This is a genomic window from Bacillus sp. MM2020_4 (assembly GCF_011250555.1).
In the GTDB taxonomy this organism is placed as follows: Bacteria; Bacillota; Bacilli; order Bacillales; family Cytobacillaceae; genus Neobacillus.
Genome location: NZ_JAANMZ010000023.1, coordinates 35,690 through 48,892, shown reverse-complemented (window position 1 = coordinate 48,892; position 13,203 = coordinate 35,690). Strand labels below are relative to the sequence as shown.

The following is a 13,203-nucleotide window of genomic DNA, read 5'->3' as shown; positions in this document are numbered from 1 at the left end:
GAATTAAATAATGAACTCATTACAGCAAATCGAACTAATGGAAGTTGAAGAAATTCAGGCGCAGGAAACTAATTTTGAAATTACGGATCTTAACAGCCTTAATTGGGCTTTCCGTAAATTGTCCGCGTTAAAGTCGAAGGAAAAGGAAATCAAACAGGTTGCTGATGTGGAAAGGGAACGTATCGCCCAATGGGAGAGTGGGGAGCTGTCCACAATTTCTAACAGTGTTGAATTCTTTGAAAATATGATTTCCATTTATCATGCTCAGCAACTTGCGGCAGATCCTAAAGCTAAAACCATTTCTACTCCTTACGGCAAATCTAAATCTCGTAAAACCAAAGAAGCACCTGACAAAGATGCTGAAGGTGAAATCCTGCATCACGTTGTTGAAAACGGCATGGATGAATACATCAAAATGAGCCTGAAATGGGCTGATTTTAAGAAATCCGTAAAAATCGTTGAAATATCTGGTGAAAAAGTAGTAGTTGATGAAAATGGACAACTTGTGCCAGGTATGACGGTTAAGCCGGAATCAATCTCCTATTCTGTGGAGGTCTAAAAATGAATGGACATGTACTTTATACAAAAGAAGATTTTAAGGATATGAGCTGGGAAGAATGGGAGGGAAATCGAACAGCTGAATTAGTTTTAGATGGTGGTCTTAATATCTGTAAGATATGTGGCGAATATGAAGCCGGGTTAGACAATCCCTGCCGTCCTCAAAAAAGAGTTAATAAATTGGACAATCGAGAGATTGATAAATTGATTGCTGAGAAGATTTTCGGATGGCAATGGTTCACTAGAACAAATGCTAATTCTTATTGGCTAGGAGCGCCAGAAGAAATCAATTTGGAACCAGATAAATACACAGGTAAGGTTATTCTTTTGTCCGATGAAGAAAGAACGTGGAAAGAATCTGAATGGTTTATGGATGATATTCCACAATATTTTTCAAAAATTGAAGATGCTTGGTTAGTGGTTGAAAAATTAAGTAAAAATAGTGATTTTATTTTATCAAAGGATTGCGACGACTCGTTTTTTATATGCGAATTCCATTTTACTTTAAATGAAGTGTATATAGAAACAGCAGAAACTGCACCATTAGCAATCTGCAAGGCCGCACTAAAAGCAGTAGGAGTGGAGGTATAAAAGTGGAAATAACAAACGGTGCCCAAATTACAACAGATAATTCAACATATCTGATTTATGGTAATCCCGGAATGCGTAAGACTTCTACAGCTAATTATTTGGAAGGTAAAACGCTCTACATCCCGATTGATAAAACTCAGGCTCCATTAGCCGGCAATCCAAATATCGATATTGTAAAATTCGATACTTACGAAGCCTGGACGAATTGGAATCAACTTATGAAAGATTTAGCGACAGCAAACTTATCAAAATACGACACAATTTTCTTTGATAACATTTCAGAGTTAACTAGATCCATGCTTGCAAATTTAGGGAGAGATGGAAATAACAATCGAGTACCTTCTCAAGCAAACTATCAACAAATTGATTTTTTCATAATTGATAGTGTCCGTTTCATTCAAACATTGGGAAAACGTGTTGTATTCACAGCATGGGAAATCACAGACAAATGGGAATTACCTAGTGGTCAAGCTGTAAACCGTGCTTACCCAGATATCCGAATTAAGATATTAAACAACTTTATGGGGTTATGCCAAGTAGTTGCCAAATCGGTTATCAATGAAGAAACCAAAAATTATGGATTCATTTTAGAGCCCTCACCTTACATTGCTGCAAAAAATCAACTTGATAAACGTAAGGCTTGTGCTCATGAAGATATTTTTAAAATTGGTTACGTACCAGAAAAACAAGGGGGAAATAAATAATGTCATTCTTTAAATTTGATGAAGAAAATGCAAGTGTAGCTTTTGAATTGGTGGCAGAAGGAAAGTATGAAGCTGTAATTTTGAATGCTGAAGCTGGTAAAACACAAGCTGGTAAACCAAAACTAACAGTAGATTTCGAGGTTCGTAGTGATGTACCACAAAATCATCAAGGTGCAAAAATACAGTACAACACATTCACTTTCGATCATGAGGTTTCAGTGAAAATTGTAAATTCATTGCTAAAAGCTTGCGGATTTCCACATGGACATCCATTCAATTCAGCGGAAGATATGGCTAAACAGCTTATCAGTAAAAATTTAAAAATAACCGTTAAACATGAGGAATACGATAAAGTTGTTGACGGTGTAAAAGAAAAAAGAAAGGCTGCTAAGGCTAAATATTATGATGCGTCAGATGTAAATCCAATTATGTCAGCTGGTGCAATTACTATCAGCGATGATGATTTACCCTTTTGATGATGACCCATACTTCGGATTAACCGAGTGGGACCTTCAATATTAACTAAATAGAGAGGTTGGTTTTGCCCAGCTTCTCTTTTTTATACCCAAAAATAGAGAAGTGGGGTGAAAATCCATGGCAAAAAGTCCGAAAACAGGCATGATCGGCATTTGGAGTAGTGTTAGTAAACAATTTGTATTCGGTATTCAAGAACCAACGAAATCAAAAGCGATTCGCAAAATTAAAGAAAAAATTGGTCATGATTGGGCTAAATATCGTTTTATTACTAAAAATATCCACGATAGTCACGCTCATATGTTTCGTCAAGGATTGATTTATAAGGATGGAGATAAGTAGGATGGGCAGCACGAAAGAAGATCCATACAATTTTAACGATATTCCTGCTGAATTAAAAGCCCTGCCGCAATGGATTTTGTGGAAAAGTGAGAAGCGCAATGGCAAGCCAACTAAGGTACCCTATCAAGCAAATGGAGAAATGGCACAGGCTAATAACCGCCGCACCTGGAGCACCTTTGCAACGGCTGTTAAGTTTTATCTCCAAGGCGATTATGACGGCATCGGATTTGTATTCAGCCGGCAAGACAATTACATCGGGATTGATATTGATAAGTGTGTAACAGAAGGAAAGACAAATACCTTTTCAACTGAAATTATTGACACGCTTGATAGTTACACTGAATTTTCTCCATCCGGCAAAGGGGTCCACATCATCATCAAAGGTGGTCTTCCACAAGGAGTTATAGGGACTGGTCGAAAAAATACAAAGCACGGTTTAGAAATATATTCCTACGGTCGCTATTTTACCTTCACTGGTAATCGAGAAAATTCAAATGAAATTTATGATCGGACGGATGAACTGGCAGAAGTATTTGAACAATATTTCGATGATAGCGATATCCAAGGCCGGATCAACCTTGCTGAATTTGAAAAAGATGAAATTAAAATTTCAAATGATGCTTTATGGGATAGAATATTTCGCTCTAAAAATGGTGATGAAATTCGGTCATTATTCAACGGCACCTTAATCAATGGTGACCATTCAGCAAGTGATCTAGCATTATGTAACCATCTTGCATTTTGGACAGGTAATTCAGCAACTCGAATAGATACCATGTTCCGGGAATCAGGCCTTATGCGCGATAAATGGGACGTTATCCATTTCAGAGATACGAATGAGACATACGGCGAAAGAACAATAGCAACGGCCATTTCTTCTACTTCTACAACGATATTGGACAATAAGGAGCAATTCGCTGAATTCTCCTTTGACTTCCACAATAGTGATGCTGCAGAAGTTGTGGAAGAACAAAAACCGAAAAAGAAATTCCGTTTAACCGAACTTGGTAATGCTGAACGGATCGCATACGAATATGGCCATGTAATCAAATATGTATCGGACATGGGCTGGTTAATATGGGACGGCAAACGGTGGAAATTGGACACCAAGAAGGAAATAGAACGTATCACTGCTAAAGTCCTCCGGAGCCTTTATAAATCAGAGGATGAAGCTGAAACCAAGTGGGCCAGAATGTGCGAAAGGAGAAATATCCGGATGAATAGCATTAAGGATCTTATGCCATTGGTTCCAGGAGAGCGTGAAGACTTTGACCGGCATAAATATTTATTCAATGTCGAAAATGGAATCATTGATTTGAAAACAGGTAAGTTGCAACCGCATGACAGGGAACTAGGATTAACAAAAATCACAAATATTACATTCGACGATAAAGCGAAATGCCCCGAATGGTTAAGTTTCTTGGATCAAATATTTCAAGGGGATAAAGAACTTGTCGAATACATGCAGCGTTTAATTGGTTATTCACTCACCGGAGAAATTACAGAGCAAATAATGGTCTTTTTAATAGGTGGTGGTTCCAATGGTAAATCGACATTTATTAACACTATCAAAGATTTAATGGGCGAATACGGTAAACAAGCAAAATCAGATACTTTCATTAAGAAAAAAGAGACTGGTGCAAATAACGATATTGCTAGATTAGTAGGTGCCCGGTTTGTTTCAGCTATTGAAAGTGAAGATGGGGAGCAGCTATCTGAAGCTTTCGTTAAGCAGATAACAGGAGGGGAGCCGGTGTTGGCTCGTTTCCTTCGCCAAGAATATTTCGAGTTTATTCCTGAATTTAAAGTGTTTTTTACAACGAATCATAAACCAGTAATCAAAGGTGTAGATGAAGGTATCTGGAGGCGTATTCGATTGATTCCCTTCAATCTGCAGCTACCAAAAGAAAAACGTGATAAAAAATTGCCAGAAAAATTATCTCTTGAAATGCCAGGCATTCTTAATTGGGCGCTTGAAGGTTGTTTGAAGTGGCAGCAGTCGGGGCTTAATGATCCAGCAACTGTTATGAAAGCGACTGGTGACTATAAAGAGGAAATGGATATATTAGGGCCATTTTTATACGAGTGTTGTTTCATAAACGGTACCCAAAAGATTGAAGCGAAAGAACTTTACGAAGTTTACTCCAATTGGTGCTTTAAAAACGGTGAATTTGCATTAAAAAATAGAGCCTTTTACAGAGCTTTAGAAACAAAAGGATATAAACGTGATCGAGGAAATTACAACAAGTTCTGGATTTACGGCATTACTTTGAAAGAAAGAGCAAATGTTACTTTTCAGCTATCAAATGATACTGAAAAAGGCGAAATATTACCGAATAACAGCCATAATTCGAGCGATTCTTCAAAAAGTAACACATTTAAATTTTCTTAAAAGTTAGTCGTACCAAGGGTTTAAGTTACCTTTTATGATATTTTTGTTATTTTTGTTACCAATATCCTATAAAAACAAAAAAATAAAAATAAATATAAGTACTTATTAGGAGCCTTTATGGTGGATTGAGGTAACACAAGTAACACCAATTGCCTTAATCCATTGGGGCTGTAAGGTTTGCGCTGTGTTACTAAATGAAAAATAAGCGTAATTTTAGATATTTTTAGGGTAAAAAACAGTGATTTCAGTAACACGTTTAGTAAAGGTGGTGGATTTTTTTATGGAAACATTTATTAAGGAGAATTTAGAACGAGATATTAAAAATTTCGAACTAACAGAAGGTTTATATAAACGTTATTTGGCATATTGCGAGATTAATAATTTAAAACCATTGGGTAGAAAAGGATTTAGCGCTCGGTTACACAAGGAACGGATTGGGGCACGTTATATATCAAATGGCAAGCCTGCTAGATGGGGAGTGAAGCTACTTCCATGCAAGTACTAATGATTCTAAGTCAAATTTGGAAATCCGGTGCAGATATCTATCTTGATAATAAAGATGATCGGATTGCAATAGATAAACAAAAATTGATTCCGGCTCCTGTTATGCAAGCTGCCGAACAAAACTTTCAAGCCATAGATGATTGGTTCAAGTCCTGGAAGGGTGCCAGTAATGAAAAAGTCACTCTCATGAAAATGGTTCATCAAAGTTGTGGATGGCAACAGAACGAAAAATTAAATAGCTGGCTGTGTGATGATGTTGAATCACTAGATATGTTTTATGACTGGATGGTTGTGCTAGCAAACAACGGATGGAAAGACATATATGACGATTACAGGCAATTTGAAAATGATGAATCTAATAAATTGGCGCATGAATTATACATCCATGCTGTTACATATGCCAAGAAAGGAGCATAAGGATGAAGGAAATAAAGTTTCGAGCTTGGGAAAAGAATCTTAAAGAAATAATTCCTGTGGACAATATAGATTTTGAAAAAAGAATGATAAATACAGGATCTGCATGGCGGCTTTTTGATGAAATTGAATTGATTCAATACACAGGCCTAAATGACATTGATGGCAATAAAATCTTTGATGGCGATATTACAGAAATTGATTTTGGATATGGAGAAGTCAGAAGGTTTGTAGTCAAGATTAAAACAGTCGTTCGTGAAGTTGTTTCTCACCCTAGCTTTTCGGATGAAACAGCAAAAGTTGCTATAACCGGTGTAGTTTTTGAATGGAAGGGGTTTGAATTGTTCCCCTGTGTTGACGGAAATGGAGATCATGATAATGAATCTTTGATGAGAGTCATTGGTAACATTTACGAAAATCCTAAATTACTGGAGGGAGGTCAATGATCTCCTATCATTACACCGATACAGAATTAAACAAGATTTTAAAAACGCTCACGATTGTCATTGATACTCGTGAGCAGGTCAATGGTCATATCCTTGAATATTTACGGCAAAAGGATATTCCTATCAAACTTCAAAAATTAGACACTGGTGATTATGGCTGCATGATTCCGAAAAATGAAGAATTGAGAATTGCCCGCGATATCTTTTTAAATAGCCGGGTGGAACGGAAAGCTCATATAGATGAAATTACCGGCAATTTACAAAAAGATACTCAAACGGCATTTGAAAATGAATTGATTCGCTCAAAGGACATTCCCTTCACTTTAATTGTGGAAGATATCCATGGATATGAAAAAATGCTGAAAGGTGAATATCGTTCCAAGTACAATCCATTAGCTTTACTCGGCAGGCTGAATACTTTCAAGGCTAAATACAATTTCGAAATCGTGTATTTAGATCAAAAATATACCGGCAATTGGATATATCACCATTTTTATTATCAGGCCAAGTATTATCTGAGATCGGGGGCGTTTTAATTGGTTAATAAGCGCAAGCAAAAAAGGCGCCTGAGAAAAGCGATTTCCGGCCGTAAAAAGGACAGGCTTACACGAGCATTCCGAAATTTATTATCGAAACGTGGTTATTTCGATGAGTAATTACTTAAAGAAACTTAAAAAGGAGAGGGTCATTCCTTCTCCTGCCGTAAATCTCAAATTATTGGAGCAATTAGCCTATGACCGTGGATATAACGATGGTGCCGTAGCTCAAAGAAAATTGGACATCGAAAGTGTCGTAAAAATCCTAGATGGCCTTGAAGATATGCCGGGTATTGGTGAGGTAACAGCTAATAAAATTCGATATTTGGTATCTAGTAAGTTTGAACAGAGTTGAACTAAATTGCGACAAAAGGGAGTGAAAATAATGGAGTGGACTGTTGAAGAATTAATTAAAGAATTGCAAAAGGTTGAAGATAAATCCAAAAAGGTTAGATTGTCAGTAAATGACGTAATAAGAAGAAATTTTCACATTAACGATAACCTTGCACCAGTTTTATATTTATCTAATGCAAATGAAAATGGATACAAACCACAAGAAGTGGATTGGTCAGAAATAGGACTTTAATATGTCGTAGTTCGAAGAAAAGAAGGTGAAAAATTGGAAATTAAAATCAATTTTACTCCATCAAATTTATGCCCGTATTGCTTTGGAACAGGAAAACTAAAGGCAATGCAAAGGGCAATGACTCTTAATGGAATTTCAATAAGAATTGATGATACAGAAGTTAAATGCAACCATTGTAAAGGTTCAGGATTATACAAAAAGTAATTCGCACTTCGAACAAAAAACCGTCGTATAGGAAGGAGGAGAAATGATGAAACAATTTTACTATGAATTTAATGAAAATGAGTATTACGGTCTAATTGCAGTGAGTGTAGAAGAAGATGATTTAAAAACAAATCCATATAAGAAAGCAACTGAATTTTACGTTGAATATATTGGGGGAGAAACCGTAGAAGAAGTCTTGGATGAAGCACATCCAAACCTAAGAACTAAAGAATATGCGTTTATGAAGTTTATGTATGCACCAAATCATCTAGATGATAATGTCAAAATCTTAATCGAACAGTTTGAGGAAACAACTAATGGTGTTTTGCTAATTGATGGATCACTAATCTAAGACAGATTACGAAACATATTCAGTCGTAAAAAGGAGTTGTTACCATGCAAAGACCAATTACCAGTCAAATAGTTATCGATGAGTTTGCAAAGATTGTGGATGCCCAGGATGATAAGGGATTGAAAAAGTACCAAACCACGATCGATGAGGCTAAAAATGAAAATTACAATTGGGAACTAATGGCCCTAGAAGAAACTGCCGACTTACAAAAATATTTAGTTAAAAGAATTGTAGAGTTAACCTGTCAGCTTGTGGAAGCAAAGGCTCGGATTAAAGAATTGGAAAGTAAACGGCCAATTGTTAAAAAAGCAAATTACATGGATCTCGACGATTAAGGAGCATTTGTATGAAAACCAAAAAAGTAACATATGGGAATGACAATTATAAAAAGCAACTTGCTGAGTTTATGCAGTCCGTTAACCCTAAGCCAACTCTAGAACAAATTGAACAGTTAAAGCAGCAGTATTTGGCAAAGCGTACCCAATAATAAAAAGGTTGTGATGGCATGGGAATCCTATACAACACGGTCATGCTACAACAAGAATTAAAACGGCAATTTGTAATCGATAAATTAAAAGAACAAGGCATTACACATTCGCAGAATGGCACTAGCATTGAAAATTTATCTTATGATGATTTGAAATACGAGTTAGTTAAGGCTGCTTTTCGTGAGATTGATGCAGAAAACGGAGAAAACACATGGTTTTAGATTTTAGTAAGGCAAGCAAACAACAATTATTAACAATTACCCATTTTGAGGATTGTCCAAATATCTTAAAACATCTAGCAGCTACGGAACTTCTGAAACGTGAAGAAGTTAGATATACAAGAAATTGTGGACGGAAATACGCAGGGAGGAGAGCAAAATGAATTTAGAAAAATTATTTCAAATACAAAAGGTGCTGCGTGATCGTATCGGTTATAACGAACCGGATCACTTTGATAAATTGATTCTAGCATTGCTTGTGGAAGCAGGAGAATGTGCAAATGAGCATAGAGGATTCAAATTTTGGAGCGTAAACCAATTGCCGCATACGTCCGCAGTAAGGGTTCCATGCATGATGGAAGAGGATAAGGAGTTTTATAATCCATTACTTGAAGAGTTTGTGGACAAACTTCACTTTATTCTCGAATTGGGTTTACAAATAAATATTGATACAAGTAAATGGGACATTGGACCAATCATCCACAAAAATATTACCGTTCAATTTATAGCATTTAATCAATCAGTAACAAATTTTTGGTCAGAAGTTTTTGAATATCGCTATGCATTGATATTAGGGACGTTCTTAGGCTTAGGTGAAATGCTCGGCTTTACCTGGGAGCAAATCGAACAAGCTTATCTTGAAAAGAACAAAATTAATCATCAAAGACAGGAGGTCGGATATTGATGAGAGTACAAATTGAAGACAACCTATTTCTTGAATCGGATGACAGGCAATTCATCCTTAAAGAATATACCGGCAAACAGGATAAGGAAGGTAAGGACACATTTAAGATTCTTGGTTTCTATGGAACTATCCAACAAGCCCTTAAAGCTTTCACTAGAATGAAAATTAAACAGTCAACCGCTGTAACTTTATCTGAGTTGGTTTTAGATGTAAATCGAATAGAGGAATATATTTCATCAAAGATTACTGTATAACGTCTGAAATCGGCTGAGAATTCCTTAAAACTATATATCAATCAATCTATTTATAAAGGAGCAATTAAAATGGCAAAAGTACAACTTAATCAAAAGGAACAACATTACGCAGATACTCGCGAAGAAGCAGAGGAAATCGTTTCATCGGCTAGGGAAAATGATTTTCTTCAAATGCATAAGATTACCGAGAAATATAACAAATACGGTCAGTATTTCTTAATTGATTTAACTTACGCTTATCAAACTCCTAAAGAAGTAATGGAAAGCCGTCCGCAAAATGATAATGCTCCAGATGGACAAATGAGTATTGATGATCATGATGGTATTGAGTATTCTGTGGACGGAAATGGGAATGTATCGGTGCCAGATGGTCAGTTATCCATGAATGATGAAGAATCGGATGGAGCTAAGCTTCAGAGGGTGAAATAAGATGGAACAAAGAGACCGATTACAAACAATAAAAGAGTGTGACTTAATTGATGCCATTAAAGGTCTTGCTGGTAAAGCTGAAACTTTCCTTGGGCATGTTAATTTAGACGAAGTAATCGAGGATGTAGATTGGCTAATTGACCAGGCAGAAAAAGTGGAATCATTACAACAGCGATTAGATGCCAAAATAGTGCTAATCAACAACGGCTGGGAAGAAGAACGATATGCTTTGCAGGATAAAGTGGAACGATATGAAAAAGCATTATATATAATTTCTAATGAGTCAAAGGTTAGTGAAGGTTCTGAAAGTGCTGATTTAGTTGCAAATTGCCTTATCGAAGTAGCGAAAGAAGCATTAAGTTAGTACACAATTCGATTCATTTTCCATTAATTTTTAAATAAAAAAATAAAAGCCAGGATTTCTCCTAGCCGTTAAAAAAGTATTTGGTTAATCTATTTTAACATTAGGAGGGGTCTTGGTGGGAGAACAAATGGTATTTATACTTCCTGAAATAGATAGAAAAGCGACACAACATAAAGTGGAGCAACATTTAGAGCAATACAGGCTGTTTAAGTATTTAGCATTCGAAGATAGAGAAGCTTCCATTACAGCAAGTACAGAGGAACGATTTCATGGGCCGACTAATGTAACCAGTGACCAAACTTCCAATATTGCTATTTACAATGTTGATCAGCAGAAATTTAGAGATAATTTTATCTTCCGCACTGAAAGAGCTGTGGACAGACTACCAAAGATGGAGAAGTTTCTTATTCAAGAAAGATACATGTCCAGTGAATCTGAATACTTAACTGATTTTCATGTTTATTATCATAAGTTTCAGCCAGCTGTTTCAGAAAAGACTTATTCAAAAATCAGGTGGAAAGCTTTTTATAAATTGGCTTTAAATTTGAATATTGCTATTACTAAAGATTGAATCAGAAAGCGAAGTAAGGAGGGTGGAAATGGAACGTATTTTAGATGCGTGTTGCGGCAGCCGAATGTTTTGGTTCGATAAGCAACATGAAGATGCTTTGTACATGGATAACAGACAATTAAGTGATACGTTATGTGACGGCCGAAAACTTGAAGTAAATCCGAATGTGATTGCAGATTTCAGAAACATGCCATTTGAAAGGGATTCCTTTTATTTGGTCGTGTTCGATCCTCCTCATTTGTTAAAGGCTGGTGATGATTCTTGGTTGGCCAAGAAATATGGAAAGCTTGGCCAAGATTGGCAGGATGATATTGCACAGGGATTTAACGAATGTATGAGGGTTCTAAAGCCAAATGGCACACTAATTTTTAAATGGAATGAGGATCAGGTACCACTAAAAGAAGTATTGAAATGTTTTGGTCAAAAGCCGTTATTCGGAAACAAGCGAAGCAAGACACATTGGCTTGTATTCATGAAATAGTTAAGATGCATTTCGAATCAAAGACGTAATAAGAAAGGAGAATAGAAATGATTCCCGAAGTTAAAGAGCCACCGATAAAGGTTGTTTGTGTTACTCCAGAAGAATATTTGAACAACAGAAAGAAATAACGTCGTCTTCCGATGAAAGTATGAAAATAGTCCAAAAAAAATCCAAAATTATTCCTAAAAAATTACGGATAAAAGTCGTGTTGTTAGGATTTCAACATGGTAAATTTATATCATAGGAAATTAATTAAGGGACAACCTTTAATAGTTTCCATGGCTTACGGAAATAAGCCTAAGGTTCTAGTAATGAAGCCATTCATTCTAGTTGTGGAAGACGTTACTGTTGTGAAGGCAGTATCGTCTTTTCTTTTTGTCAGAATTTGACGAACGATAGTATTTGTCCATATAGTTCCTTTTGCCCATAATTGTGGGTGGAAGGAGGTGGGGACTATGACTCCATTAATAAAAGAGTGTGAACAATTAGTTGCGAAATTTGGTCACTTACCATTTGATAAAGCTTTACCATTTCTTCAAGAAGGATGGTGGGAGATTGGTAGGAAACATGACTTAACTGGTCCGGAAGTATTTACAAAATATATGGACTGGAAATCAAAACAAAAAGCTAATAAATAATTTTTAAAGCATCCTTTCGAGGGTGCTTTTTATTTTGCGGTGACGGAATAGGTAGACGTATATCATGCGCTGAAAGTGTAGGAGATCCGTGAGTGAACACGCATAAAAAAACTCGTGAGACAGAAAACTCGGCTGTCATGTAAGGTGCAAATCCTTACCCGCAATTATCACAGCATTCCTTTGGAGTGCTTTTTATTTTGGAGAAAGAAGGGTGATGAGGAAATGATTAGAAAGTCTATTCATAAGATTGGCAGTCAAAAGATTACCAGAGTTAGATTCATTGGATTGCTTGTCTATGAGAAGGTAGAGAGAGTTGGCTGAATACAAGACGCGCCAGCAAAAGCGTAAGTTTTATGATAGTCCAGACTGGAAACAAACACGTGAAGAGATAAAGCAGCGTGATAACTACGAATGCCAGGAATGTAAACGGCAAGGAAAAGTATTCATTGACTCATACGAATACAGTGAAGGTGCTAAACGAAAGAAGATTAAGCTGGTCGTGGACCACATCAAAGAACTAGAAGATCATCCGGAGTTAGCACTGGACAAAGACAACCTTGAAACCTTATGTGTTCGCTGCCATAACATTAAACATGGCAGGTCGTTTGAGTATAAACAACCAAAATGGAATGATGAGAGGTGGTAGTGATGAATGCTTTAGATAGACTCATAAAAGCTGAACGGAAAAGAAGATATAAGCGATTGAAGAAAATCAGAAAAGCAAGAGACATGGCAAGTAAGTATACAAAAAGAAATATTACAATATCAAAGCTTGATAAGTTTTTTAATAGCGACCATGTTGATTGCCAGTTTACTGGTTGTTTAGCAAAAGACATTGTTGATTATGAAAATAGAATTCTAGGATTACGACTAAGACCACCAATGCCGAAATCAAAAAATTAAATATACCCCCCGGGTCAAAAAGTTTTAATTTTTTTCATATCGGGGCACCGGTGAGGGGGAATTGATCGT

The 13,203-nt window shown here is 36.3% G+C and carries 26 protein-coding genes; all 26 read left to right on the top strand.

Translation table 11 applies throughout. From position 1 onward, the window contains the following. Positions 1 to 10: 10 nt before the first annotated feature. Entirely contained in the window at positions 11 to 559 is a 549-nt protein-coding gene (locus G6554_RS14995) for a host-nuclease inhibitor Gam family protein (protein ID WP_166243251.1), read from the top strand. A gap of 2 nt (positions 560 to 561) precedes the next feature. Next, complete coding sequence (locus G6554_RS14990; RefSeq protein ID WP_166243249.1) at positions 562 to 1,149, top strand: BC1872 family protein; 588 nt, start codon at positions 562 to 564, stop codon at positions 1,147 to 1,149. Further along, complete coding sequence (locus tag G6554_RS14985) at positions 1,146 to 1,853, top strand: AAA family ATPase (protein WP_166243312.1); 708 nt, start codon at positions 1,146 to 1,148, stop codon at positions 1,851 to 1,853. The genes G6554_RS14990 and G6554_RS14985 overlap by 4 nt, the downstream gene beginning before the upstream one ends. Next, entirely contained in the window at positions 1,853 to 2,329 is a 477-nt protein-coding gene (locus G6554_RS14980; RefSeq protein WP_166243246.1) for a DUF669 domain-containing protein, read from the top strand. The genes G6554_RS14985 and G6554_RS14980 overlap by 1 nt, the downstream gene beginning before the upstream one ends. A 118-nt stretch (positions 2,330 to 2,447) precedes the next feature. Beyond that, entirely contained in the window at positions 2,448 to 2,669 is a 222-nt protein-coding gene (locus tag G6554_RS14975; RefSeq protein ID WP_166243244.1) for a hypothetical protein, read from the top strand. Position 2,670: 1 nt separating this feature from the next. Next, a complete protein-coding gene (locus tag G6554_RS14970; protein WP_166243242.1) occupies positions 2,671 to 5,061 on the top strand; it encodes a phage/plasmid primase, P4 family in 2,391 nt (796 codons plus the stop codon). Between the two features lie 238 nt (positions 5,062 to 5,299). Continuing rightward, a complete protein-coding gene (locus tag G6554_RS14965) occupies positions 5,300 to 5,566 on the top strand; it encodes a primase-like DNA-binding domain-containing protein (protein ID WP_347564317.1) in 267 nt (88 codons plus the stop codon). Beyond that, a complete protein-coding gene (locus tag G6554_RS14960) occupies positions 5,554 to 5,982 on the top strand; it encodes a hypothetical protein (RefSeq protein ID WP_166243238.1) in 429 nt (142 codons plus the stop codon). The genes G6554_RS14965 and G6554_RS14960 overlap by 13 nt, the downstream gene beginning before the upstream one ends. 2 nt (positions 5,983 to 5,984) lie before the next feature. Continuing rightward, positions 5,985 to 6,425, top strand: a complete 441-nt coding sequence (locus G6554_RS14955) for a YopX family protein (RefSeq protein WP_166243236.1) — start codon at positions 5,985 to 5,987, stop codon at positions 6,423 to 6,425. Next, entirely contained in the window at positions 6,422 to 6,961 is a 540-nt protein-coding gene (locus G6554_RS14950; RefSeq protein WP_166243234.1) for an ERCC4 domain-containing protein, read from the top strand. The genes G6554_RS14955 and G6554_RS14950 overlap by 4 nt, the downstream gene beginning before the upstream one ends. Positions 6,962 to 7,073: 112 nt before the next feature. Further along, positions 7,074 to 7,316: a hypothetical protein gene (locus G6554_RS14945; RefSeq protein ID WP_166243232.1), complete on the top strand. Its 243-nt coding sequence runs from the start codon at positions 7,074 to 7,076 to the stop codon at positions 7,314 to 7,316. Between the two features lie 30 nt (positions 7,317 to 7,346). Continuing rightward, the gene (locus G6554_RS14940; protein WP_166243230.1) at positions 7,347 to 7,547 is read left to right on the top strand and encodes a hypothetical protein; all 201 of its coding nucleotides are present in this window, start codon (positions 7,347 to 7,349) and stop codon (positions 7,545 to 7,547) included. 33 nt (positions 7,548 to 7,580) lie between these two features. Beyond that, a complete protein-coding gene (locus G6554_RS14935) occupies positions 7,581 to 7,751 on the top strand; it encodes a hypothetical protein (RefSeq protein WP_166243228.1) in 171 nt (56 codons plus the stop codon). 43 nt (positions 7,752 to 7,794) lie between these two features. Then, positions 7,795 to 8,103, top strand: a complete 309-nt coding sequence (locus G6554_RS14930) for a hypothetical protein (protein ID WP_166243226.1) — start codon at positions 7,795 to 7,797, stop codon at positions 8,101 to 8,103. Positions 8,104 to 8,147: 44 nt separating this feature from the next. After that, complete coding sequence (locus G6554_RS14925; protein ID WP_207343050.1) at positions 8,148 to 8,438, top strand: hypothetical protein; 291 nt, start codon at positions 8,148 to 8,150, stop codon at positions 8,436 to 8,438. An 11-nt stretch (positions 8,439 to 8,449) separates the two neighbouring features. Further along, entirely contained in the window at positions 8,450 to 8,590 is a 141-nt protein-coding gene (locus G6554_RS14920; protein ID WP_166243224.1) for a hypothetical protein, read from the top strand. An 18-nt stretch (positions 8,591 to 8,608) separates the two neighbouring features. Continuing rightward, a complete protein-coding gene (locus tag G6554_RS14915; protein WP_166243222.1) occupies positions 8,609 to 8,812 on the top strand; it encodes a hypothetical protein in 204 nt (67 codons plus the stop codon). A gap of 157 nt (positions 8,813 to 8,969) precedes the next feature. After that, positions 8,970 to 9,494, top strand: a complete 525-nt coding sequence (locus G6554_RS14910) for a dUTP diphosphatase (protein WP_166243220.1) — start codon at positions 8,970 to 8,972, stop codon at positions 9,492 to 9,494. After that, complete coding sequence (locus G6554_RS14905; RefSeq protein WP_166243310.1) at positions 9,494 to 9,748, top strand: hypothetical protein; 255 nt, start codon at positions 9,494 to 9,496, stop codon at positions 9,746 to 9,748. Before G6554_RS14910 ends, G6554_RS14905 begins: the two co-directional genes overlap by 1 nt. Positions 9,749 to 9,817: 69 nt before the next feature. After that, positions 9,818 to 10,177, top strand: coding sequence for an organic solvent tolerance protein OstA (locus G6554_RS14900; protein WP_166243218.1), 360 nt, complete (start codon positions 9,818 to 9,820; stop codon positions 10,175 to 10,177). Between the two features lies 1 nt (position 10,178). Further along, the gene (locus G6554_RS14895) at positions 10,179 to 10,541 is read left to right on the top strand and encodes a hypothetical protein (protein ID WP_166243216.1); all 363 of its coding nucleotides are present in this window, start codon (positions 10,179 to 10,181) and stop codon (positions 10,539 to 10,541) included. Positions 10,542 to 10,656: 115 nt separating this feature from the next. After that, the gene (locus tag G6554_RS14890) at positions 10,657 to 11,112 is read left to right on the top strand and encodes an ArpU family phage packaging/lysis transcriptional regulator (RefSeq protein ID WP_347564316.1); all 456 of its coding nucleotides are present in this window, start codon (positions 10,657 to 10,659) and stop codon (positions 11,110 to 11,112) included. 28 nt (positions 11,113 to 11,140) lie between these two features. After that, positions 11,141 to 11,593 (top strand): class I SAM-dependent methyltransferase, encoded by a 453-nt coding sequence (locus G6554_RS14885; protein ID WP_166243214.1) that lies wholly within the window; start codon positions 11,141 to 11,143, stop codon positions 11,591 to 11,593. A 455-nt stretch (positions 11,594 to 12,048) separates the two neighbouring features. Then, positions 12,049 to 12,231, top strand: a complete 183-nt coding sequence (locus tag G6554_RS14880; protein ID WP_166243212.1) for a hypothetical protein — start codon at positions 12,049 to 12,051, stop codon at positions 12,229 to 12,231. A gap of 313 nt (positions 12,232 to 12,544) precedes the next feature. Further along, positions 12,545 to 12,877, top strand: coding sequence for an HNH endonuclease (locus G6554_RS14875; RefSeq protein ID WP_166243210.1), 333 nt, complete (start codon positions 12,545 to 12,547; stop codon positions 12,875 to 12,877). Positions 12,878 to 12,879: 2 nt separating this feature from the next. Beyond that, the gene (locus tag G6554_RS14870; RefSeq protein WP_166243208.1) at positions 12,880 to 13,134 is read left to right on the top strand and encodes a hypothetical protein; all 255 of its coding nucleotides are present in this window, start codon (positions 12,880 to 12,882) and stop codon (positions 13,132 to 13,134) included. Positions 13,135 to 13,203 lie beyond the last annotated feature (69 nt).

Coding starts and splice junctions, on each gene's coding strand:
- G6554_RS14870 (WP_166243208.1), top strand. CDS start 12,880: ATGAATGCTTTAGATAGACTCATAAAAGCTGAACGGAAAAGAAGATAT.
- G6554_RS14975 (WP_166243244.1), top strand. CDS start 2,448: ATGGCAAAAAGTCCGAAAACAGGCATGATCGGCATTTGGAGTAGTGTT.
- G6554_RS14915 (WP_166243222.1), top strand. CDS start 8,609: ATGGGAATCCTATACAACACGGTCATGCTACAACAAGAATTAAAACGG.
- G6554_RS14955 (WP_166243236.1), top strand. CDS start 5,985: ATGAAGGAAATAAAGTTTCGAGCTTGGGAAAAGAATCTTAAAGAAATA.
- G6554_RS14925 (WP_207343050.1), top strand. CDS start 8,148: ATGCAAAGACCAATTACCAGTCAAATAGTTATCGATGAGTTTGCAAAG.
- G6554_RS14930 (WP_166243226.1), top strand. CDS start 7,795: ATGATGAAACAATTTTACTATGAATTTAATGAAAATGAGTATTACGGT.
- G6554_RS14980 (WP_166243246.1), top strand. CDS start 1,853: ATGTCATTCTTTAAATTTGATGAAGAAAATGCAAGTGTAGCTTTTGAA.
- G6554_RS14990 (WP_166243249.1), top strand. CDS start 562: ATGAATGGACATGTACTTTATACAAAAGAAGATTTTAAGGATATGAGC.
- G6554_RS14970 (WP_166243242.1), top strand. CDS start 2,671: ATGGGCAGCACGAAAGAAGATCCATACAATTTTAACGATATTCCTGCT.
- G6554_RS14950 (WP_166243234.1), top strand. CDS start 6,422: ATGATCTCCTATCATTACACCGATACAGAATTAAACAAGATTTTAAAA.
- G6554_RS14940 (WP_166243230.1), top strand. CDS start 7,347: ATGGAGTGGACTGTTGAAGAATTAATTAAAGAATTGCAAAAGGTTGAA.
- G6554_RS14920 (WP_166243224.1), top strand. CDS start 8,450: ATGAAAACCAAAAAAGTAACATATGGGAATGACAATTATAAAAAGCAA.
- G6554_RS14905 (WP_166243310.1), top strand. CDS start 9,494: ATGAGAGTACAAATTGAAGACAACCTATTTCTTGAATCGGATGACAGG.
- G6554_RS14895 (WP_166243216.1), top strand. CDS start 10,179: ATGGAACAAAGAGACCGATTACAAACAATAAAAGAGTGTGACTTAATT.
- G6554_RS14880 (WP_166243212.1), top strand. CDS start 12,049: ATGACTCCATTAATAAAAGAGTGTGAACAATTAGTTGCGAAATTTGGT.
- G6554_RS14960 (WP_166243238.1), top strand. CDS start 5,554: ATGCAAGTACTAATGATTCTAAGTCAAATTTGGAAATCCGGTGCAGAT.
- G6554_RS14885 (WP_166243214.1), top strand. CDS start 11,141: ATGGAACGTATTTTAGATGCGTGTTGCGGCAGCCGAATGTTTTGGTTC.
- G6554_RS14945 (WP_166243232.1), top strand. CDS start 7,074: ATGAGTAATTACTTAAAGAAACTTAAAAAGGAGAGGGTCATTCCTTCT.
- G6554_RS14900 (WP_166243218.1), top strand. CDS start 9,818: ATGGCAAAAGTACAACTTAATCAAAAGGAACAACATTACGCAGATACT.
- G6554_RS14995 (WP_166243251.1), top strand. CDS start 11: ATGAACTCATTACAGCAAATCGAACTAATGGAAGTTGAAGAAATTCAG.
- G6554_RS14910 (WP_166243220.1), top strand. CDS start 8,970: ATGAATTTAGAAAAATTATTTCAAATACAAAAGGTGCTGCGTGATCGT.